This window comes from Peribacillus sp. NJ11 (assembly GCF_030348405.1).
In the GTDB taxonomy this organism is placed as follows: Bacteria; Bacillota; Bacilli; order Bacillales; family DSM-1321; genus Peribacillus.
Genome location: NZ_JAUCFO010000001.1, coordinates 2,636,135 through 2,658,069 on the forward strand (window position 1 = coordinate 2,636,135; position 21,935 = coordinate 2,658,069).

Genomic DNA, 21,935 nt, shown 5'->3' on the forward strand with positions numbered 1-21,935 from the left:
TGGAGGGGATTGAAATGAAATTAGCGATCATCGCGGATGATTTAACGGGTGCCAATGATAGCGGTGTCCAATTAGCTCGACATGGTCTTAAAACGACCGTACTATTTGGATTGGATGAAGAAAATGTACGGGATTATGATGCTGTCGTATTTGATACGGACAGCCGATCCCTGGAGAGGCAAGATGCTTACGATAAAGTCAGGGCAGCAGCAAATTTTCTAAAGCAGGCTGGCTTCTCAACGATCTTCAAAAAGCTGGATTCGACAATGCGCGGAAATATCGGTGCTGAAATTGATGCCATGTATGATGCTCTAAAACCGGATTTAGTCATGATTGCTCCAGGGTATCCTAAAAATGGAAGATCCATTCTGGATTCTACCCACTATTTAAATGGTATTCCTCTTGGAGAATCAGAGATTTCCAAGGATCCAAAAACGCCTGTGACACAATCATATCTGCCAGAGTTGATTGGTGCCCAGACATCACATCAAATTGGTACAATTACAGTGAAGGATTTGGAAAAAGGCAAAAACCATGTGTACGATAAGTTAAAAGGTTTTATAGAGGATTCGATAACGTATATCATCATCGATGCAACAGAAGAGCAGCATTTAAAGGACATATTGAATTATGCAAAAGAAATGAATCTTGAAGTGGCCTGGGCGGGATCGGCAGGGATCGCCAATTACCTGCCTGACCATTATTCCATTCCACAAAAGGAAAATCGATTGAATATCCCTATTTCACCTTCGCCGGTTCTTACAGTGATCGGAAGTGTAAATAAGAATTCACGGAAACAATTGAAAAAAATGTTGGAACGGACCCAGGTACATGCCATATCATTCGAGTCCCATAAAGCTGTAGGGGACGACCGGGAAAGAACAGAGGAAATCAGGAGAGTCTATCATGAGGCCATCCAAAAGGCAGCGGAAGGGCAGGATGTCGTCATTTATTCCACTGCTGAAAAAGCTGATATTGAAATGGCTTGGGAAAAAGGAGAATCTAAAGGCCTTACTCATACACAGATCAGTAACGAGATTGTGAAAGCGATTGGTACAGTATGTTCTGTCTTGTTGGAGAAACAATATTTTAAAGGTGTGACCATGACTGGCGGCGATACAGCCAAGCAAATATGCAATCTATGGGATATAAAAGGATTCGAATTGCTGGATGAACTGGAAATAGGAGTCCCTGTCTCCAAATTCCTGGGTAATGACGATATTTATGTCGTCACAAAAGCCGGCGGATTTGGTTCAGATGACGTATTTATAAATGCGATGAAAAAGTTGAAGGGGGAGAATGCTTGATGAGACCCATTATCGGAATTACCATGGGGGATGCGGCGGGAATTGGCCCGGAAATTATCGTAAAGGCATTGGCTCACGTTGAGGTGTATCAACAGTGCAGGCCGCTTATTATCGGAGATGCGAAAATAATAGAAAAGGTAAAGCCCATCGTCGGCTTTGAGGGGATGGTGCATGCCATAAAAGATCCTGCAGAGGCGAAGTATGAGTTCGGTTCGATAGATGTTTTGGATTTGGATATCCTACCTTTGGACCTTCCGTTTGGAGAGGTTTCTGCTCTAGCGGGAGACGGCGCCTTTCAATACTTGGCAAAGGCCATCGAATTGGCAAAGGAGAAGAAGATCCATTCAATCTGTACCGCCCCTTTGAATAAAGAAGCGCTCCACAAAGGTGGTCATATGTATCCGGGACATACAGAGATTCTTGCTGACCTTACCGATACAGATGACTTCTCGATGATGCTGACCACTCCCAATTTAAAGGTCATCCATTTGACGACTCATATGGGATTGATCGAAGCGATCGAAAGCATTAATCCTGAGAGGACGTACAAAGTGATTAAGCTTGCCCATGAAACACTGACAAAGGCGGGGTTCCAAAATCCAAGCATCGCTGTTTGTGGTATAAACCCTCATGCTGGGGAAAATGGTTTATTTGGAAATGGTGAAGAGGAAGAGAAATTAATGCCTGGAATAGAAAGGGCACAGAATGAGGGAGTCAATGTAACGGGGCCGCTTCCTGCAGATACATTGTTCTTCAGGGCTGGCCGTGGAGATTTTGATATAGTCATTGCCTGCTATCATGACCAGGGACATGCTCCGATCAAGGTTATGGGAATTGAGGCTGGGGTCAATATTACCGTAGGGCTTAAAGGCGGTATTATCAGAACTTCCGTAGATCATGGAACAGCCTTTGATATCGCTGGGAAGAACATCGCTGATGAAAAAAGCATGCTTGCGGCCATTCAGTCAGCAATTGAATTAGCTCCAAAGCTATAAATGTAGAGCTGCCGGGATTAATCCCGGCAGCGTTTTATATTGTAATTATTAACCTTTCCGAAATAATCCCTTGAATGATAACGATGCTATTTTTTTTTCGCCATGAGGGAGCAAACTTTTCTACATCTATGAATTGTAACTTGAAAATAATATTTTTTCGCTGTATATAATGTTTCCCCCTAGTATGTGCAGCGATGAAAGGGCTTACTTTTTCCTGTTTAGGTAAATGCAGATCATGCAAAATGCACCAATTCATTTCCAATTTGAGGATTATTTGCTACAATTTTATATGTCTTGTTTTATCATGGAATGAAACATTTTTGTATGCAGTTCGTATGGTAAGAAGGATACATATATTTAAGGGGGAAAACAGATGAATGGAAAGCGTTGGGCAGCACTTGGAATTGCAGCCGTTTTATTTTTTGTTTCCATTGCTGTAGGGGCGGCTACGACTCTATTTACAGCGGATACGGAAAATATCATTGATGGATTATTTGCTTCCGAAAGTGCATTTTACGAGGAAGTCATAGAAGGCGATGATTTAACTAATGTCATTGCCGTATTTGATGTAGAGGGCACGATTCAAGATACAGGAGAAGCTTCATTACTGAGTTCGACAACATATAATCACCGTGCCTTCATGGATAAGTTGAAGATGGCAGAGGAAAATGATGATATCAAAGGAATCATACTAAGGGTGAATTCGCCAGGCGGCGGAGTCGTCGAAAGTGCGGAGATCCATGACAAGATCCTTGATATTAAAAAAGTGAAAAAACCTGTATATGTTTCAATGGGGTCGGTGGCGGCTTCCGGTGGATATTATATTTCTGCACCAGCCGATAAGATATACGCTAGCCCAGAAACGATGACGGGTTCACTTGGTGTCATCATGCAGGGGTATAATTACGAAAAGTTAGCCAAGAAGTATGGTGTTGAGTTCGAAACCATCAAAAGCGGACCACACAAAGATATAATGAGTCCGACCCGGGAAATGACTGGAGATGAACGTGAAATCCTCCAAGACATGATTGATAATTCTTATGATCAATTTGTAAAAATCATTGCAGACGGACGCGGTATGACAGAGAAGGAAGTAAGGGAAATCGCCGATGGTCGCATCTATGATGGGCGTCAGGCTAAAGAAAACCATCTAATAGATGATTTCGGCCATTTGGATGATGTAATTGCCGCGATGAAAACGGATATCGGTAATAAAGATGCACAAGTTATCCGTTATACAGATGAGGCAGGTTTCGGTTCATTATTCAGTATGGGAGCGCAAAAAATGTTGGGAAATGATGTGGAAACGGCAGTCTTGACAAAAATCCTTTCCTCTTCAAATTCTCCACGCTTAATGTATTTGTATGCGGAATAGGGGGGCTGAAGGATGACGGAACGAAATGAAAACAATGAACAAATCGCTTCATCCAATCTAAGGGCAGATCAAGGGGTTCCCGTTCAGCAGGAATTTACACCAGCCAAGAAGGCAGTGGATGATGGCGAAGTCACGAAAGTGCATTTTGCTGGTTTTTGGATGAGGTTTTGGGCCTATTTAGCCGATCTGCTGGTTATCGGAAGTTTGAACCGGATTTTGATTCATCCCATCTTCAAGTTTTATGAAGGGACAGATGATCTTTGGTTTTCCGCAGAGGGTTTCTTAACAGGGATCGTATTTTTCTTATACTTTGTTTTGATGACCAAATTCTTGAACCAAACCCTTGGCAAGATGATTTTTGGACTGAAAGTCGTTGCATTGAAGGAAGGGGCAAAAACCATTACATGGGGTACGGTATTGTTCAGGGAGTTGGTGGGTCGCTATATTTCAAAAGTCACTTGGATTGGCTATCTCTTGGCAGGCCTATTACCGAAGAAACAGGCTTTGCATGATGTTTTTGCTGACACGGGTGTTGTTTTGATCAGAAGGTGATTTTCTCCCATTAATAAATCTGTAAGAGCGGATATTCGCTTTTGCAGGTTTATTTTTTTTGCATATGCCGATAATGATAGCTTGAAGGGGTGTGGGTGCATGAAGTGGCTTTTGTTGATTATGGGTATCCTCATTTTGGTGCTGCTTATTGTTGTTTTTACTAAAGTAAGAGTGTACATCGACTACAAACGTGTCCAAACGAATGACCGAATACATATTAAATTATCAGCTTGGTATGGGCTTTTTCACTATACATTCAAGGTTCCGGTCATCAAAATGGAAGCTGACTCGGCAACTGTAGTAGTAAAGGAAGAGCAAGAAATGAACGGAAAAACCGAAAAGAAAGAAAAGAAAAAAATCACACCCGAAGATATGCGTGACGGATTCGCAGACAGTCTGGAAATGCTTCAGCATATTGTCGGATTTCATAGGATCGTCCGTCAATTCGCAGGGAAAGTCCAAGTCAAAAAGTTCACCTGGCATAGTATGGTCGGTACTAAAAACGCTGCACACACCGGTGTTTTAACAGGAGCATGCTGGGCACTTAAAGGTTCAATCATCGGTTTGCTGACAACCTATTTCAACTTCCGGATCATGCCCTCATATTCCATTACACCCGACTTCCAGAGATGGCAGGCCAATACGTCGATTTCCTGCATATTACAATTTAGAATCGGGCAGGCTATGGTGACTGGAATAAAACTGCTTCGTTATTGGAAAGGCGGAAAGCCGCGTTTCAAGTCCAGGAAATTAGCGAAGCTATCAGGTGATTCCAATAAACAATCGTTCTAGAGTGGAGGAATTTAAATGTCAGATCATCCGATCCAAGGTTTAATGAAAGAAGCGATGGAAAATCTGAAAGAAATGGTCGATGTGAACACGATCATCGGAGATCCGGTGGAAACTCCGGATGGAAGTGTCATTTTAACCGTTTCCAAAGTTGGATTTGGTTTTGCAGCCGGTGGCAGCGAATTTGTTATGGATGGAAACCATCAAGGACAGCAAGGTGTTTCCAAGCAGCCTTTTGGAGGCGGTAGCGGCGGTGGGGTTTCCATAACACCAATTGCCTTTTTGATTGTCGGTTCCCATGGCGTGAAAATGATTCATCTGGATGAAGGGACGCACCTTCTCGAAAGAATGATGGATTTAGCTCCACAAGTCGTCGATAAGATTCAGTCCATGCTATCCAAGAAAGACAGTAATCAAAATCAAGGCAGTAATCAAGGCAGTAATCAAGGCGGTAATCAAGGCGGCAGTCAACCAGCTGTAAAGAGGTACCAAGAACCTAAACAGGATATAGATTTCTAACAGCGACTCGGCATCCGCCGAGTTTTCTTTTTGCTGCAGTCTGCATTACACCATAAAAAGCTTGGATGTCATTGCAAGCACCATTCACATTTCCCAATTCAATTAATTGCAAAATTCCGGTAAAACAAATATTATTATGCTTGTACATATAGCAGAAAAGGGAGGAATTATTAATGGCTTCAGTTACATTTAAAAACAACCCGATCACTTTAGTGGGACCAGAACTAAAAGTTGGGGACAAAGCACCGGATTTTACAGTATTGGCTAATGACTTATCACCGGTTACATTAAGCGACTCCAAAGGTTCTGTCCGCATTATCAGCGTGGTTCCATCCGTGGATACAGGTGTATGTGATGCACAGACACGTAAATTCAATGAAGAAGCGGCAAAATTGGATAATGTGAAAGTACTGACGATCAGTAACGATCTTCCTTTCGCGCAAAAACGCTGGTGTGCTGCCAGTGGCTTGGACAATGTTCAAGTTCTTTCCGATCACCGTGACCTTTCATTCGGTGAAGCATATGGTGTCGTCATGCAGGAACTTCGTCTATTGGCTCGCTCTGTATTCGTAGTGAACAGCTCTGATGAAATCACATATGTAGAATATGTGAGTGAAGGTACCAACCATCCAAATTACGAAGGTGCAATCGAAGCGGCTAAAGCGGCAAAATAAGATGCGAACTCTAAGAAACCGGGCACAAAGTGCCCGGTTTTTTGTAGTTGATTTTCTTGTTGATAAACACCTTGTCGTTGAAGTGGGCAGGGCATTCGTTTCTAATACACTGGTTTTTTATGATTTTTGACGAGTTTCAATTATTATATGCTGGATTTAGTTAAGGCTCTAAAGTCGGACCATTTTGTGGTAAAACAATCTTGCCAGACCACTCTTGACCATTAGGTGTACCAACTTTTATGTCAATTTCATTAGGCCACGACGGCATTTGTCTTTGATGAGGTCCTGGAAAAAACCCCGCTTGTTGCCCTGCTCGAAATCCTTCACGATACCCTTGTCGATACCCTTGCCGAAATCCTTGTCGAAAACCTTGTTGAAATCCTTGTTGCTGCCTGTTAAATTCATCTGCTGACTGTGTATCATGTTGCTGATTTATCGGATTAACCGGCCCATGATAGTATTGATATTCATTATCCATATGATCACCACCTCCTGTATGGTATTCTGTTTGGGCATTCATTGAGCCTTTCCAAGTAATAAAAAATACAGGGCAACAACCCTGTATTTCAGTTTGTAGACAAAAGGGCTTCGGAAAACGTATCTGTGATCAAATGATGTTCCCGAACCAACTGACCCAAAGCAATATCTTCAACTCATCGGGTATGGTTTATATCTAAATTTTATAACAAAGATGATTGGAGAGGAGGCTCCCAGACTGCCCGCGGAAAGCGAGTGCCTGGAGCGGAAATCAACGTCCAAATTGTACACCCTGTATTTCATTTACCTTTTAATTACTCATGGTTAAAAATTTTGAAAAAAGTGGCGCGCGAGAGATTCCTTATATCCGGACTTTCATATAGGAAAACAGTGCGTTAAACAAACGAAGGTTGATAAGTAGGGCGTCCGGCTTGTATCTCTTTCTTCTTACCTTTAAAATAGGGACAGAAGCAAACAGGAGGAATAAATAAGTGAAGTCTACCCCAGTTGAACAATTATTTTATGAATTTGATGAAACAGCCCAAATATTGCAAAGTGAACTATCATGTACGTATCTGGATGCCCTAGGTGAAACGGGCGAGAATTTCTTCCAAGGGAAAGTCCTGCAGGAGGAAATCAGTGAAGTATCGAAGAAAAGGTTAGTGAAGCATTATGCAGATTTTTCACCTGAGAAATATGAGAAGGAAGCAATTCGTAAAGCGTACCAGCTTGCTATTTTAAAAGGCATGCAGCAGAGTGTTCAACCGAATCATCATATGACCCCGGATGCAGTCGGCATGTTCGTCAGCTATTTAGTCGGTAAATTCACCAAGGATCAAAAAGAGTTAGTCATGCTCGATCCGGCCATCGGAACGGGGAACTTACTATTTGCGATCTTGAATCAACTTACAGATAAAAGCATCGCATCATATGGTGTCGAGATTGATGAAACCTTGATCAGGCTTGCTTATGCAGGTGCCAACCTGCAAGAACATCCGGTGCAATTTTTCAACCAGGACAGCTTGGAGCCGCTTTTCATCGATCCTTCGGATGTTGTGGTCAGTGATTTGCCGATTGGTTATTACCCGAATGATGTGCGTTCAGCTGAATATGAATTGAAGGCCGATAATGGACATTCGTATGCACACCATTTGTTTATTGAGCAAAGTGTTAAACATGTCAAGGATGGCGGACACCTATTCTTCATTGTCCCGAATAACTTGTTCGTCTCGGAGGAAGCGCCGAAACTCAATGATTTCCTGAAGAAGCATACACATATCCAAGGGATGGTGCAACTGCCGCTTTCCATGTTTAAAAGTGAAGCGGCTGCGAAAAGCATCCTGATCCTTCAAAAGAAAAAAGAGGGTATCGAAGCCCCGAAGAAGGCACTGCTCGTACAACTTCCGAAGCTTTCGGATTTTGAAGCGACAAGGTCTGTCATGCAACAGATGGATGACTGGTTTAAAGAGGAAAAATAGTCAATGAAAGCTGATGCCATAGGCATTGGCTTTCTTTTTTTTTGGAAAGAGTGTTTTTTTCATTTTTCATTATATTTGGTTGAATCCGCTTGCCATGATAAGATTGTACAATACACTGCACGGTCGTTGGAATGAACAATGGAAGTACTATCTTAGAGTAAAGGAGCAGGATGGATGTCGAAAATCATGGCTATTAATGCTGGCAGCTCATCATTGAAGTTTCAACTTTTTGATATGCCAAGTGAAAACGTAATTACAAAGGGTCTTGTAGAACGGATCGGCTTGGAAAATTCCACATTCACTTTGAGCGTCGAAGGCGAAAATGTATCTGAAACGGTGCATATACCCAATCATGATGTGGCTGTAAGGCTTTTGTTGAAAAAGCTGATTGACCATCGCATCATTGACTCCTTTGAAGAGATAGATGGCGTAGGGCATCGGGTTGTGCATGGTGGTGAGGTATTCAGTGACTCCGTCTTGATTACGGAGGACGTAATCAAGGAAATCGAAAAGCTTTCCGAGTTGGCACCCCTTCATAATCCCGCCAATATCACGGGAATCAAAGCCTTCAGGCAAATACTTGGTGATGTTCCTGCGGTTGCCGTATTCGATACTGCTTTTCATCAAACGATGGAAGCGGGTTCATATTTGTACAGCTTACCCTTTGAATATTATGAAAACTATGGAATAAGGAAGTATGGGTTTCATGGCACTTCTCATAAATATGTGTCACAGCGGGCTGCCGAAATGATTGGCCGCCCAATAGAACAGCTTCGCTTGTTATCCTGCCATTTAGGGAATGGTGCAAGCATTACTGCCATAAAGGGCGGTAAATCGATTGATACATCAATGGGATTTACACCATTGGCGGGTGTTACAATGGGAACGCGTTCAGGCAACATCGACCCTGCGCTGATTCCTTATATCATGGAGAAGACGGGAAAAACAGCAGATGAAGTGCTGGATGTCCTGAATAAGAAAAGCGGAATTCTAGCCCTTTCCGGATTTTCCAGCGACCTGCGCGATATTCAGGTTGAAGCGGATAAAGGCAATGAGCGTGCTGAACTCGCACTTGAAGTGTTTGCAGATCGGATTCATAAGTACATAGGCTCCTATTCAGCTAAAATGGGAGGTGTGGATGGCATCATTTTTACAGCGGGCATCGGTGAAAACAGTCAAACCATTAGGGGGAAAATCTTGGAGGGACTTGAATTCATGGGGGTATATTGGGATAAGGATCTCAATCGCACTTTGGGTAAGGAAGCGTTCATCAATACACCTTATTCCCCCGTGAAAGTTATGGTCATCCCAACTAATGAAGAAATCATGATTGTCAGGGATACCATGAAAATAGCTTTGGAAAACATGACTTCCTGATTTTTTTATTAGGATCTCCTTACCTATCAATCCTCTGGTAAGGGGGTCTTTTCTATGAATGCGGCGATTCAAATGATTTCACCCCCAATAGCCGTCCTCTTATGGATTTTCTTTATGGATATCTTTCATGAAACCCATCCTCTTGAACTCTGGATCCCCATCATCTATTCTTGAAAAGCCGTCCTCTATGGTATACTTAAGGGAGAATCCACCAATTCTGTACATAGGAGGCTTGATGCATGGAATTCACGAATCGGGAAATGGAAATTTGGAATGAAATTAGTGAATGGCAGGAAAATCTTTATCAGTATGAGCCAACGGATCTGGCTGCATTGTATGATAAATGGTTAGAGCAGGGGTTTGCCCTGCTTCCGGAAAACGTCCAACAACAGTTTTTTGAAAAGCTGGATACCTGGCTTTTTCATTTGCATGCCATGGTTCAGAGCTCACAAATTCAAATAGATGCAAGAGAGCGGACTTTAGCATCTGCGCGTGTGTTTAATGAAGATATCGAAACGCTGAGTGACTTGAATCTCTTATCGATCGATCAGTTGAATTACATAGCCAACCAGCATATCGCTAAGCATCGCTTATATTCATTTGCACAAGGTGGGATAAGCGGATCGGGAGGCCTTCTCCTGCTAGGGAGTGATATTCCGGCCATGACGGTCATCAATGTCAGGACGGTACAGCTGATTGCGATGTCTTATGGTGTTGAGGTGAATACACCTTTTGAAATGATGATGGCTCTTAAGGTATTCAATGCAGGAGCGATGCCAAAGAGACTCCAAGGAATAGCCTGGGAAGAATTGATTCGGGAAGTCCAGAACGCAGAAGATGACTACTTTTATTTAGGAATCGAGGAACTCACGAATCCAAGCTGGATGGAACAGCCGCTGAAGCAGCTGTTGAAAGCCGTATCCATTACTGTCTTTCGAAAAAAACTGTTTCGGGGCATACCGTTCATCAGCATGGCCATCGGGGCTGGGTCCAATTATCAAATGACCCGGAGTGTCAGTGAATTTGCCCAGAAATTCTATCAATATAGGTATTTACAGGAGAAGAAGGCTGATGAATAATGAGTGTCAAGAATCATAAAAAAGCCATCACGGAGGCAGTTCGCTGCAAGGTGATAACCGTTAGCGATACTCGTAATGAAGAAACGGATAAAAGCGGAGCACTGATGATGGAATTATTGAAAACGAATGGGCATGAAGTGACGGAATATGAAATAGTAAAAGATGAGCGGGAAGCGATTCAAGATGCGGTCACTTCTGGCTGCCAAAGCAGTAAGGTCGATGTCATATTAACAAATGGAGGCACTGGCATTGCTAAAAGGGATGTAACGATCGAGGCGGTCAAAGAATTGATGACCAAGGAAATCCCCGGTTTTGGCGAGATTTTCCGAATGCTCAGCTATCAAGAGGATATCGGGTCGGCCGCCATTCTATCCAGGGCTAATGCCGGAGTCGTGAACAACAAAGCGGTTTTTTCCACCCCAGGCTCATCAGGGGCGGTTCGGCTTGCAATGAATAAATTGATTCTCCCGGAATTGGGACATGTCGTTGGTGAACTTCGGAAGGATTTATAAGAGGGATGCAAAAAAAGCCACAGTTTAAAACTGTGGCTTTTTTTGCATGGAATAGGCCTTAATTATGCATCTTTTCACTCACGGCTTGATTGGCACGATACCAAAGCCATAAATCATTGATGATGGAAGCCAGATCGGCAATTTCGGAATTGAGCTGGCATGATTTGGTGAAATTACTCTCATCGGATAGCTGAAACTGCTTTCGGTTAATGGTGGATTCCAGTTCCTTGATGCGGTCGGGGATGCTCCCCCGGATATTCTCCCAATGTACGAGTATTTGCTGTTGCTCGCCTTTTGTATATTCATCCCACTCCAGGTTGAAATCAGGAATGGGGATGCCAAGCCGTTCATCATAAGTAAATAGTTCTTTCATATTCCCTCCATTATTCGATTATTAATACTCCTAGTTTACTATATTCTTGCGGAAGCATCCAATGTGTGAATTTCCTTAAAATATTAACGGATTTTTTAGCGAAATCTTTAAAATACCCCTTGTATTCCTTTAATAAAGATGATAAAGTACTAATCATAGAATGAATAAAAATAACAAACGATGAATTTTTATTCATACGAAAGGACGATGAAAATGAAAAATCAAAAAGTTGTTTTAGCATATTCCGGAGGTTTGGATACTTCCGTTGCAATTAAATGGTTACAAGATCAAGGGTACGAAGTTGTGGCATGCTGCTTGGATGTCGGTGAAGGGAAAGATTTGGACTTCATTAAAGAAAAAGCGATCACTGTCGGTGCGGTAAGTTCTTATGTAATTGATGCGAAGGACGAATTCGCTGATGAATACGCGTTGACGGCTCTTCAAGCACATACTTTGTATGAAGGGAAATATCCTTTGGTATCAGCTTTATCACGTCCGCTGATCGCTAAGAAATTAGTGGAAGTGGCTGAAGCGGAAAACGCGGTAGCCGTTGCGCACGGTTGTACGGGAAAAGGAAATGACCAAGTGCGTTTCGAAGTATCCATCTCGGCATTGAATCCTAATTTACAAGTTCTTGCACCTGTTCGTGACTGGAAATGGTCCCGTGAAGAGGAGATTGAATATGCAGCTAAAAATGGCATTCCTGTTCCGATCGGCTTGGCAAGTCCATTCTCGATTGACCAAAACCTTTGGGGAAGAAGTAACGAATGTGGAATCCTGGAAGATCCATGGGCAGCTCCACCGGAAGAAGCGTATGATTTGACTGCAAGCCTTGAAAATACCCCAGATACTGCTGATATCATTGAAATTGGTTTTGAACAAGGTGTGCCGGTTACATTGAATGACAAAAACTATAAATTGGCTGACATGATTGTTGAATTGAATCAGATTGCCGGTAAACACGGAGTTGGACGTATCGACCACGTGGAAAATAGATTAGTTGGAATCAAATCACGTGAAGTCTATGAAGCACCCGGTGCGATGACATTGATAGCTGCACATAAGGAACTTGAAGATATCACACTTGTAAAAGAATTGGCTCACTTCAAACCGGTGATCGAGAAGAAAATGACTGAATTGATATATGAAGGACTTTGGTTCTCCCCGCTTCAAAAAGCATTGGCTGCTTTCCTGAAAGAAACACAAGTGAATGTAACGGGTACAGTCCGTGTGAAACTATTCAAAGGTCATGCGATTGTTGAAGGAAGAAAATCAGAGTACTCCCTATATGACGAAAAATTGGCTACCTATACAAAAGCTGACGAATTCGATCATGATGCAGCAGTTGGTTTCATTAAGTTATGGGGACTTCCAACGAAAGTGAACAGCATGGTCAATAGCAAGAAGGTGACAGTGTGAGCAGCAAGCTTTGGGGAGGAAGATTCACGAAGTCTGCCGAAGAATGGGTAGATGAATTTGGAGCTTCCATTTCCTTTGACCAGGAACTTGTGCTTGAAGATATTCAAGGGAGTTTAGCTCATGTAACCATGTTAAAGCAATGCAGCATTTTACCTGAAGAAGATGCGGATCAGATCATTGCAGGTCTGAAAAGTTTACAGGGAAAAGCTGAGAAGGGTGAATTGACTTTTAAGGTTGAGATGGAAGATATCCATCTTAACCTGGAAAGTATGCTCATAAGCGAAATCGGTCCAGTTGGCGGAAAGCTTCATACAGGAAGAAGTCGTAATGACCAAGTTGCAACCGATCTTCATCTGTATATGCGGAATCAAACGAAAGTGATTCTGGAACTTATCAATGACCTGCAAATAGCGATTTTGGGACAATCCAAGAAAAATGTGGAAACGCTAATTCCAGGTTATACACATTTGCAGCGTGCACAGCCCATTTCATTTGCCCACCATTTAATGGCTTATTTTTGGATGCTTGAGCGTGATAAGCAGCGCTTCACCGAGAGTTTCAAAAGGATCAATGTTTCTCCATTGGGTGCTGGGGCATTAGCTGGGACGACTTTCCCGATTGACCGTGCGCTCAGTGCCGAGCTATTGGGGTTTGACGGAATTTACGAAAACAGCCTTGATGCGGTAAGTGATCGTGACTTTGCCATTGAATTCATGAGCAACAGTGCGACGATGATGATGCATTTATCCCGTTTCAGCGAAGAAATCATCCTTTGGTCAAGCCAGGAATTCCAATTCGTTGAATTGGATGATGCGTTTTCAACGGGAAGCAGCATCATGCCGCAAAAGAAAAACCCTGATATGGCGGAATTGATCCGTGGTAAAACAGGACGGGTTTATGGTAATTTAACGGGGTTATTGACTGTCTTGAAAGGACTGCCGCTTGCTTATAACAAAGATATGCAAGAAGATAAAGAAGGCGTTTTTGATACGGTTAAGACCATTGTTGGTTCACTTAAAATATTTGCCGGCATGATTTCGACAATGAAAGTGAAAACGGACGTCATGGAAAAAGCAACAAGAAATGACTTCTCGAATGCGACGGAATTAGCTGATTACCTAGCTTCAAAGGGAATGCCTTTCCGTAAGGCGCACGAAGTGGTCGGGAAACTTGTATTGTTCTGTGTCCAGAAGGGCTGCTATTTAGTGGACCTAAGCATTGAACAATTCCAGGAAGCTTCCGAGTTGTTTGAACATGATATTTACGATGCATTAAACCCATACGAAGCCGTTAAACGCCGTAACAGTGCGGGCGGTACAGGTTTTGCCCAAGTGTTGCTCGCGATTGAAAAAGCGGAAAAACTTGTAAGTGAATAATCACAAAAAGCTCGTTCACCAATTTGGCGAACGAGCTTTTTTTATGATTATTTTTTACAATTCGTACGCACGACCATTACATCACAGTTTGAATGGCGAACGATGCCTTCCGACACGCTGCCGATAAGGAAACGTTCGACTGCGTTAAGGCCTGTTGCACCGCAAACAATTAAATCGATAGAATGTTTTTTCGCTAAATCCCTTGGAATTTGAACTTTAGGAGAACCATATGCAACTTCTGTTTGGACCTTTGCAATCCCGGATGCAATGGCTTCCGTTTTATACTTGTCCAATAGCTCATTGGCAAAGGTTTCAGAGTGATCACGGATAGTCATATCATAAGCTTCGACAGTAGGGAAATTCCTTGTATCCACGATATGTGTGAGCACAAGGGTAGCGTCACTGAGTTTTGCTAAATAGATTGCCTTTTTTAAGGCCCACTCTGCTTCTTCCGAGCCGTCCACTGCTACAAGAATATTTTTATAATCTATACTATTCAAGTGAATCTCCTCCTTCTATTTCATTCCTATTATACAATGATTTACCTAATGGATCTGATTTCAATTGTAACAAATTAGCGAATGTTTTAGCCAATGATCTGGAAATCGCAACATGAAAAAAATGATTCTAACCTTATTATGATGAAAAGATAACCACAATCATTGCATGAACGAAACTCTCGACTTTTTTACCTTATTTGTTCATTTATGGTAAATTCAATGAAGGAGGGGAGTTTTTTAATTTGAGTGTCTCAAGAATATTAAACTATGCATTATATTTATACGTGCTTTTGTATGCTTTGATCTATTTTATTTATATTTTTTACATCAATGCTGTACATGCTTCGATCAGTTTAATGAGTATATCAGCCATGCTGCTTCCATTTGTTCTTTTACTATTTTTTCAATGGATTTCATGGAAATATACCGATCAGCATAATAAAAGGAAAATCAAAATTAGATTTATAGTCATATCGATCCTTGGCTTTTCTCTTTTATTTTATTGTGTTTTTTTGTTAGGGGTAAATGAAAATGAATCAAGGTTCACCACTGAAAGATGGTTAAATGATGATGAAGGAAGAGTATATCTGGTTGATGACTTAATGAATGAACATGAATTGATAGGCATGACAAAAGAAGAAGTGATCACGCTTTTGGGGTCCCCAACAGAAACGGAATATTTTAAAGAGAAAGATAATGTTGTTTATTTTCTTGGTGCCGAGAGGGGACTCATAAGAATAGATAGTGAATGGCTGGTCATTTGGTTTGACGGCCGTGATAAAGCAGTGAAGTATGAACTGCGGACCGATTAGTAAAATGAATTTTGATTAATAGATACCCCCGTCTTAAATGAAGGCGGGGGTATCTGGGTTACGTTATATTAAATGGTCAATACATTATCACTTTATGATTTGCAGGCTCTTCGGGAATTTGGTCAAAATCTCACAGCCAGTATCGGTGATCAATAGATCATCTTCAATCCTGACGCCTGCAACATTCGGAACATATATGCCCGGTTCGATCGTATAAACCATTCCGGATTGAAGCTCGAGGGAATTCGTTTCAGTCAAGGATGGGTATTCATGGACGCTGATCCCAAGTCCGTGGCCGAGCCTGTGCGGGAAGAATTCACCATATCCTTTATCCCTGATGATGTTTCTGGCAGTCAAGTCTATCTCGGAACAGGATACACCAGGTTTACTGGCTCTAACGGCAGCTTCTTGTGCCTTAAGTACAGTTTCATATATTTCTGCCTGTTTATCATTGATATCTCCGTAAGCGACCGTTCTAGTGATGTCAGAGCAGTATCCTTCATGAACGACGCCCAGGTCAAAAAGGACAAGGTCACCGCGCTGAACTTTCGTATTCCCAGGTGTGCCATGTGGGGAAGCGCCATTTTTACCGGTCAGGACCATGGTGGAGAAAGACATTTGGCTGACTCCGGCCTTTTTCAATTCGAATTCTATCGCTGCAAGGATTTCCATTTCCGTTTTACCTTCATGAATTTCGCTGACACCCACTTCAATCGCAAAGTCGGCAAGGCGGCAAGCTTCACGGATTTTGACCATTTCATCTTCCGATTTGATCATTCGCATCCTTTGAAGTTTTTCTTCTGCGGAAACGAGCTTTGGTGCTCCGAAGTATTGTTGGACCTTTTCATAGCGTTCTACATTCATATGCTCTTTTTCAATGGCCATTGTATTAATGCTTAACCCGCGATTCCCCACTGCTTGCTTAACTTTTTCCCATGGATTTTCAATGTCGGTGTAACCGATGATATCTCCAGCCCATCCAGCCTGTTTAGCATCCGGAACTTCCATCTGCGGGCAGACAAGGATTGGGTCGGCATTTGCAAAAATGGCAAGTGCTAGCAGTCTTTCGTGAGGATCACTAAAAAAACCGCTCAAATAGAAGATGCTCTCTGTAGATGTAAGTAAAGCGGCTTCCGTTTCATTGGCCTGTAGCCAATTTTGTAGTTCTCTCAAACGTTCATTCATGACGATACCTCCATTAATAAGATATAATTACCTTAGCAATATTTATAAGTATAGTAAATGGGAAAGGCCTGATAAGGCCATTTAAAAAGTGAGTAAGGGAAGGGAGCATCAAAAATGAAAGTATCTTTTCATGGACATGCAGTTGTAAAAGTCGAAACGAATGGTAAAACGATTTTATTCGATCCGTTCATTACTGGAAACGCTTTGACCGATTTGAAGGTGGAAGATGTGAAACCGGATGTGATCATCTTAACGCATGGTCATAATGACCACGTCGGTGACACGGTTGAATTAGCCAAGAGGCATGATACACTTGTCATTGGCATAGCAGAGATTGCCGACTACCTGGGTGCTCAAGGGATTAGGACTCACGGGATGAGCATCGGCGGAGCTTTCGAGTTTGAATTTGGAAAAGTGAAATTGACGCCTGCTTTCCATGGAACGGGATTCGTTAACGGGGATGGACAAATCGTGTATTTGGGAATGCCTGCTGGCGTGTTGCTTACGATAGAAGGGAAAACGATCTATCATGCGGGGGATACATCTGTATATTCCGATATGAAACTGATCGGGGAGCGACATCCGATTGACTTGGCATTTTTGCCAATCGGCGACAATTACACCATGGGTCCGGAAGATGCCGCACTTGCAGCGAAATTCCTTCAAGCCAAACAAGTCGTGCCGATTCATTACAATACTTTCCCTGTCATCAAACAGGATCCTAACAAATTCATCGACCTGCTTGAAGAGGGAAATGGACTGATCATGGAAGCCGGGGATGAAATAGAATTTTAATAAGAGCGGGAGCCTGCAGGGGCTTCCGTTTTTTATGTGGATTGTATGGGGATAGCCGACCGAAATGACGGATTTCCCTTTAGCATTTGCCTTCTACGCAGATGATTCCCAGCGATAGGAAAGTTAAGTCTCGTTAAGTATAAGTAGTCAAGTCTTTTTTCCTTTCACAGGCATAAAATGAATAGATGAGAAAAAAGGGGGGATTGGATGAAACAGAGGTTATTACTGTGTTTGCTTTTATGCGGTGTGATGCTGTATTATGCCGTGCCGCGCTTGTCGTTGGAAAGTGGCGGTCTGGAGAGTCTGTTTGCTGGGTCCTGGCTGTTGTTTGCCTTGTTGGCGGTGGCTGGCAACTTGACGGGGATACTATATTCCCCGAAAAAACAAAAGGTAAATCGCCTGCCGGAATACAAAAGGTTGCGCCAATACTAGTAGTTGTTTGATAAACTAGGCTCTTTGACCTTATAATGGGGAATAGGAATACCGTGAAAAGGGTGAAGCGCTTGGCTACAAAGCATGAACAAATATTAAAACATATCGATGGGCTCCCTGTTGGCGAGAAGATTTCCGTCCGTCAAATTGCGAAAGCATTGAATGTTAGTGAAGGTACGGCATATCGGGCAATTAAAGAGGCGGAGAACCAGGGCTACGTAAGCTCGATTGAGCGGGTAGGCACGATTCGTATTGAGAAAAAGAAAAAAGAGAATATTGAAAAGCTCACTTTCGCAGAGGTAGTTAATATCGTCGACGGACAAGTTCTTGGTGGAAAAACGGGACTTCATAAGACATTAAATAAATTCGTCATCGGGGCGATGAAGCTGGATGCCATGATGAGATATACGGGTGCAGGCAATCTGCTGATCGTCGGGAACCGTACCCAGGCCCATGAGCACGCGTTAAAAGCGGGTGCAGCGGTGCTGATTACCGGGGGATTCGATACGGAAGAGCCCGTTAAAAGGTTAGCCGATGAATTGGAGATGCCAGTCATTTCAACGAGTTACGATACCTTTACCGTCGCAACGATGATCAATCGGGCGATCTATGACCAATTGATCAAAAAGGAGATCTTGCTCGTGGAGGATATTTTGACACCCGTACAGGAAACGACCTTTTTAACAGTGGGTGACCGGGTCCAGACTTGGCATGAACTGAACCAGGAATCCGGGCATAGCCGTTTCCCTGTTGTCGATGACAATATGAAGGTTCAAGGAATGGTCACATCAAAAGATATCATGGGTCAGGAAGAGTTGACGCTCATTGATAAGGTGATGACGAAAAACCCGATGACCGTAGGGGATAAAATGAGTGTTGCATCTTCTGCACATATGATGGTTTGGGAAGGCATTGAGTTGATTCCGGTCGTGAATGACAGTCATATCCTGAAGGGAATCGTGAGCAGGCAGGATGTGTTGAAGGCCCTGCAAATGAGTCAAAGGCAGCCTCAGGTCGGCGAAACGATCGACGATACGATCACGAGTCAGCTTGTGATGACTTCGAATCGTGGCAAGGGCGAGGAAGTGTATAACTATGGCGTCACTCCGCAGATGACCAATTACCTTGGAACCATTTCAAGCGGTGTGTTCACAACATTGGTTACGGACTCAGCGAACAGGGCACTCCGAAGCTATAAGCGCGGTGACTTGGTCGTGGAAAATATGACGATTTATTTCATCAAGCCAGTCCAGATTGACAGTACGCTTGAAATCCATCCGCGTGTCCTTGATGTAGGACGTAAATTCGGAAAAGTGGATGTCGAAGTGTTTAACCAAGGCAAACTAGTCGGCAAGGCGATGTTAACTTGCCAATTGCTTGATAGATCATGAAAAAAATCAAAAAGGATAATCGAAATTCGATTATCCTTTTTGATTTGCGGCTTCTTCAATTGCATGCGGCAGGTAAAATCTATACATTTTATAGCCTCCCCAAATGCTGAATAGACCAACGGAGATGAAAACGGCAGAAATGATATAAGTGGTGGTCGTGTGGAATAGAAAAAGCTGATTGATTCCGAATAGTGCGACAAACGCTCCAAGGGCAATGGAAGACTTCCCTGAAATCCACTTTTTCTCCATTGGCATTTTGGTTCGGACCATTTTAATTTTATAAAACAGATAGACCCCTAATGATAGAACGATCAAGGTGACAAGAATAGGCATTGTTTAAAATTCCCCCAATTTAACATATGTACCTTTTTATTGTAGCGGGAAATGAAAGAGAATGCCACAGTAAACAAGATGACTCTTCCTATTTCCGCAATTTTTTGATTAAATGAAATATATCATCTTTATTAGGCTCGATAATACATATGTTGAGGGGAGATCAATATGAAAGCTGAAATTTTAGCAGATATAAAGCGTTATGATACTATCATTCTCCATCGTCATGTCCGTCCAGATCCGGATGCTTATGGTTCACAGGGTGGATTGGCGGAAATCCTGAAGGCATCTTTCCCTGAAAAGCGCATTTTTACGGTTGGGAAAGAAGAACCGTCATTGAATTATTTAAGAAGGCTCGATGTGATTTCGGATGAAACATATCAAGGTGCATTGGTCATCGTTTGTGATACGGCAAATACGGACCGGATTTGTGATGCGCGTTATAAGACGGGGGATAAACTGATTAAGATTGACCATCATCCTAATGAAGATCCATATGGGGATATGCGCTGGGTCGATACATCAGCAAGTTCCGCAAGTGAAATGATTTATGACTTTTACCAGTTCGGTAAAGAACAAGGCTTGAAGATGAGTGATGAAGCGGCACGTCTTCTATATGCAGGCATCGTTGGCGATACAGGTCGATTCCTATTCCAAAGTACGACTGAAAAGACATTTGCCTATGTCAGTGAATTGATTCACTATTCGTTCTCCCGCCCGCAGTTATATCAGGAGATGTATGACGTCAATGAAAGCATTGTCCGGTTGAATGGCTATGTGCTGCAGCATTTTGAAATCCTACCATACGGCACGGGGAAAATGATCATCACCAAAGATATTCTTGAAAAGTTCAATGCTTCGACATCTGAGGCATCTCAGCTCGTTTCCTCGCTCGGTTCAATTAAAAATGTTAAGTCTTGGGTCTTTTTCATTGAAGAGGATAAAGAAATCCGAGTCCGTTTCCGTTCTAAAGGGCCAATCATCAATACGATTGCCCGTAAATATAACGGCGGTGGCCATCCGCTTGCAGCAGGGGCTTCGATCTTTTCTTGGGATGAAGTGGATAATATCCTTGCCGATTTGGAAGAGTTGAATAAAGCGAATTAGAGTATGGTATACGATTTTTGTTAAAATGACTTGAAGACCAAATCAAAGTGATTTGGTCTTTTATCTTTGCGAAATTAAGGATTGTCAGAAATCGTTTTATCACGAATTTCTCTTTACTTTTATTTCTATGTTCATTTTCGTATAAAACATGATTTCCACGACTTCAAGATCATAACGCTTTTTATTGATGATCAGTTTTTTATTTTCGATGGATTTTATCAATAGCATCTTTCCGTTATATACACTGACGACATCTTTGGCGAGAAGAGAGGAAAGGTCGTCCTCTATCACATCCTCCGCTTCAGCAATACTCAACTGATCGAGACTGTATGTTTTTCCATTCGTTATCGTCACTTCGACTTCTTGAATCGTTAAGATCTCTTCGTTTTGCTGGTTCAATTTTTTATAATCCTGCTCCCAAATTGCGATTTCCCCGTTTAAATCCTTGATCTCTTCTCTTTGTTCGTGAATGGTCCTGATCTGCTTCTCTTGCTGGACCCCATGCATATAAAAGAACATCACCCAGCTGATCAGTCCGCCAAGCGCAGCTCCGGCAAAAAAACGCTGCCAGGTGGGTGCCCGGTGATAGGGGGGAATCCTCATGATGATATATGCTCCTGCGTAAACCAGTTTATGATCAGTGCTCCTGTCTGTGCTCCGCCAAGTGCAGATAGAATCAAAAGGACTTGCTTGACTATATCCTTCGTTTCTCCGTGGAAAATGCCGCGTTCGAAATTATAGACCATATCAAAGGTGCCCCCGATGGCAGCGACAATCGCCCATATACGCAGGCTGTCCGATAGCCGGAACACAGTCGTCATCGGGGCTTGTCCAGTAAAAAAAGCGGCGAGGCCCCCGATTATCGAACCGCCAAGCAAAACGCCAAGCGATATGAAAAAGCTGTTGAGAAAGGCTGGAACAAAGGCTTCATTCATATATCATCATCCTTTTTTGCTTGATATTCTTCTATTCTATTTATATGGGAAGTGCAGAGGTATTATGATAGTCGGCGGAAATCAGGATGTTAAATTGCATTGGTAATGAGAACATATTTTCTTTTTTTGAAATAAACACTATA

General features: G+C 42.5%; 25 protein-coding genes. 18 read left to right on the forward strand and 7 right to left on the reverse strand.

Annotated elements, in window-relative coordinates:
• The first annotated feature begins 14 nt into the window (after positions 1-14).
• The 7 genes from QUF86_RS13005 (at position 15) to tpx (ending at position 6,211) form a co-directional block, all read left to right on the forward strand.
• Positions 15-1,307: a four-carbon acid sugar kinase family protein gene (locus tag QUF86_RS13005; protein WP_289334576.1), complete on the forward strand. Its 1,293-nt coding sequence runs from the start codon at positions 15-17 to the stop codon at positions 1,305-1,307.
• Complete coding sequence (pdxA, locus tag QUF86_RS13010) at positions 1,307-2,302, forward strand: 4-hydroxythreonine-4-phosphate dehydrogenase PdxA (protein ID WP_289336224.1); 996 nt, start codon at positions 1,307-1,309, stop codon at positions 2,300-2,302. The genes QUF86_RS13005 and pdxA overlap by 1 nt, the downstream gene beginning before the upstream one ends.
• Before the next feature lie 373 nt (positions 2,303-2,675).
• On the forward strand, positions 2,676-3,677 hold the full coding sequence (gene sppA / locus QUF86_RS13015) for a signal peptide peptidase SppA (protein WP_289334577.1): 1,002 nt from the start codon (positions 2,676-2,678) through the stop codon (positions 3,675-3,677).
• 12 nt (positions 3,678-3,689) lie between these two features.
• Positions 3,690-4,229 carry an RDD family protein gene (locus QUF86_RS13020; protein WP_289334578.1) on the forward strand — a complete coding sequence of 180 codons (540 nt, stop codon included), beginning with the start codon at positions 3,690-3,692 and terminating at the stop codon, positions 4,227-4,229.
• Between the two features lie 99 nt (positions 4,230-4,328).
• A complete protein-coding gene (locus QUF86_RS13025; RefSeq protein WP_289334579.1) occupies positions 4,329-5,021 on the forward strand; it encodes a DUF2953 domain-containing protein in 693 nt (230 codons plus the stop codon).
• Between the two features lie 15 nt (positions 5,022-5,036).
• Positions 5,037-5,537: a GerW family sporulation protein gene (ytfJ, locus tag QUF86_RS13030; RefSeq protein ID WP_289334580.1), complete on the forward strand. Its 501-nt coding sequence runs from the start codon at positions 5,037-5,039 to the stop codon at positions 5,535-5,537.
• Between the two features lie 173 nt (positions 5,538-5,710).
• Entirely contained in the window at positions 5,711-6,211 is a 501-nt protein-coding gene (gene tpx, locus QUF86_RS13035) for a thiol peroxidase (RefSeq protein WP_289315357.1), read from the forward strand.
• 160 nt (positions 6,212-6,371) lie between these two features.
• On the opposite strand, the gene QUF86_RS13040 is transcribed toward tpx, so the two are convergent.
• A complete protein-coding gene (locus QUF86_RS13040) occupies positions 6,372-6,689 on the reverse strand; it encodes a hypothetical protein (protein WP_289334582.1) in 318 nt (105 codons plus the stop codon).
• 490 nt (positions 6,690-7,179) lie between these two features.
• On the opposite strand from QUF86_RS13040, the gene QUF86_RS13045 reads away from it, so the two are divergent.
• From QUF86_RS13045 to QUF86_RS13060, 4 genes are all read left to right on the forward strand, one after another.
• A complete protein-coding gene (locus QUF86_RS13045; protein ID WP_289326016.1) occupies positions 7,180-8,166 on the forward strand; it encodes a class I SAM-dependent methyltransferase in 987 nt (328 codons plus the stop codon).
• Between the two features lie 174 nt (positions 8,167-8,340).
• The gene (locus QUF86_RS13050; RefSeq protein ID WP_289334583.1) at positions 8,341-9,543 is read left to right on the forward strand and encodes an acetate kinase; all 1,203 of its coding nucleotides are present in this window, start codon (positions 8,341-8,343) and stop codon (positions 9,541-9,543) included.
• A gap of 239 nt (positions 9,544-9,782) precedes the next feature.
• Positions 9,783-10,622: an EcsC family protein gene (locus QUF86_RS13055; protein WP_289334584.1), complete on the forward strand. Its 840-nt coding sequence runs from the start codon at positions 9,783-9,785 to the stop codon at positions 10,620-10,622.
• Positions 10,622-11,134, forward strand: coding sequence for a MogA/MoaB family molybdenum cofactor biosynthesis protein (locus QUF86_RS13060; RefSeq protein WP_289315362.1), 513 nt, complete (start codon positions 10,622-10,624; stop codon positions 11,132-11,134). The genes QUF86_RS13055 and QUF86_RS13060 overlap by 1 nt, the downstream gene beginning before the upstream one ends.
• 58 nt (positions 11,135-11,192) lie before the next feature.
• Here QUF86_RS13060 and QUF86_RS13065 read toward each other — a convergent pair whose 3' ends face one another.
• Positions 11,193-11,507, reverse strand: a complete 315-nt coding sequence (locus QUF86_RS13065) for a hypothetical protein (RefSeq protein ID WP_289315363.1) — start codon at positions 11,505-11,507, stop codon at positions 11,193-11,195.
• Positions 11,508-11,720: 213 nt separating this feature from the next.
• Between QUF86_RS13065 and QUF86_RS13070 the strand changes: the two genes are divergently transcribed.
• Both QUF86_RS13070 and argH read left to right on the forward strand, forming a co-directional pair.
• A complete protein-coding gene (locus tag QUF86_RS13070) occupies positions 11,721-12,926 on the forward strand; it encodes an argininosuccinate synthase (RefSeq protein ID WP_289315364.1) in 1,206 nt (401 codons plus the stop codon).
• The gene (gene argH, locus QUF86_RS13075; RefSeq protein ID WP_289334585.1) at positions 12,923-14,302 is read left to right on the forward strand and encodes an argininosuccinate lyase; all 1,380 of its coding nucleotides are present in this window, start codon (positions 12,923-12,925) and stop codon (positions 14,300-14,302) included. The genes QUF86_RS13070 and argH overlap by 4 nt, the downstream gene beginning before the upstream one ends.
• Before the next feature lie 47 nt (positions 14,303-14,349).
• Here the strand turns inward: argH and QUF86_RS13080 are convergent, their stop codons facing one another.
• Entirely contained in the window at positions 14,350-14,802 is a 453-nt protein-coding gene (locus QUF86_RS13080) for a universal stress protein (protein WP_370016042.1), read from the reverse strand.
• A gap of 242 nt (positions 14,803-15,044) precedes the next feature.
• On the opposite strand from QUF86_RS13080, the gene bamE reads away from it, so the two are divergent.
• The gene (bamE, locus tag QUF86_RS13085; protein WP_289334586.1) at positions 15,045-15,614 is read left to right on the forward strand and encodes an outer membrane protein assembly factor BamE domain-containing protein; all 570 of its coding nucleotides are present in this window, start codon (positions 15,045-15,047) and stop codon (positions 15,612-15,614) included.
• Between the two features lie 87 nt (positions 15,615-15,701).
• Here bamE and QUF86_RS13090 read toward each other — a convergent pair whose 3' ends face one another.
• The gene (locus QUF86_RS13090; protein ID WP_289315367.1) at positions 15,702-16,799 is read right to left on the reverse strand and encodes a M24 family metallopeptidase; all 1,098 of its coding nucleotides are present in this window, start codon (positions 16,797-16,799) and stop codon (positions 15,702-15,704) included.
• Positions 16,800-16,913: 114 nt separating this feature from the next.
• Here QUF86_RS13090 and QUF86_RS13095 point away from each other — a divergent pair, with 114 nt between their 5' ends.
• The 3 genes from QUF86_RS13095 to QUF86_RS13105 all read left to right on the forward strand — a co-directional run bounded on the left by QUF86_RS13095 (position 16,914) and on the right by QUF86_RS13105 (position 19,417).
• Positions 16,914-17,594, forward strand: a complete 681-nt coding sequence (locus tag QUF86_RS13095; protein ID WP_289334587.1) for a metal-dependent hydrolase — start codon at positions 16,914-16,916, stop codon at positions 17,592-17,594.
• Between the two features lie 207 nt (positions 17,595-17,801).
• Positions 17,802-18,026: a hypothetical protein gene (locus QUF86_RS13100; RefSeq protein WP_289315369.1), complete on the forward strand. Its 225-nt coding sequence runs from the start codon at positions 17,802-17,804 to the stop codon at positions 18,024-18,026.
• A 71-nt stretch (positions 18,027-18,097) separates the two neighbouring features.
• Positions 18,098-19,417, forward strand: a complete 1,320-nt coding sequence (locus QUF86_RS13105; RefSeq protein ID WP_289315370.1) for a DRTGG domain-containing protein — start codon at positions 18,098-18,100, stop codon at positions 19,415-19,417.
• 30 nt (positions 19,418-19,447) lie between these two features.
• On the opposite strand, the gene QUF86_RS13110 is transcribed toward QUF86_RS13105, so the two are convergent.
• Positions 19,448-19,750, reverse strand: coding sequence for a YtpI family protein (locus QUF86_RS13110; RefSeq protein WP_289315371.1), 303 nt, complete (start codon positions 19,748-19,750; stop codon positions 19,448-19,450).
• Positions 19,751-19,918: 168 nt separating this feature from the next.
• On the opposite strand from QUF86_RS13110, the gene QUF86_RS13115 reads away from it, so the two are divergent.
• Positions 19,919-20,857 (forward strand): DHH family phosphoesterase, encoded by a 939-nt coding sequence (locus QUF86_RS13115; protein WP_289315372.1) that lies wholly within the window; start codon positions 19,919-19,921, stop codon positions 20,855-20,857.
• Between the two features lie 99 nt (positions 20,858-20,956).
• Here the strand turns inward: QUF86_RS13115 and ytrI are convergent, their stop codons facing one another.
• Positions 20,957-21,460, reverse strand: coding sequence for a sporulation membrane protein YtrI (ytrI, locus tag QUF86_RS13120; protein WP_289315373.1), 504 nt, complete (start codon positions 21,458-21,460; stop codon positions 20,957-20,959).
• The gene (gene ytrH, locus QUF86_RS13125) at positions 21,457-21,792 is read right to left on the reverse strand and encodes a sporulation membrane protein YtrH (protein ID WP_076364742.1); all 336 of its coding nucleotides are present in this window, start codon (positions 21,790-21,792) and stop codon (positions 21,457-21,459) included. Before ytrH ends, ytrI begins: the two co-directional genes overlap by 4 nt.
• Positions 21,793-21,935: the final 143 nt, after the last annotated feature.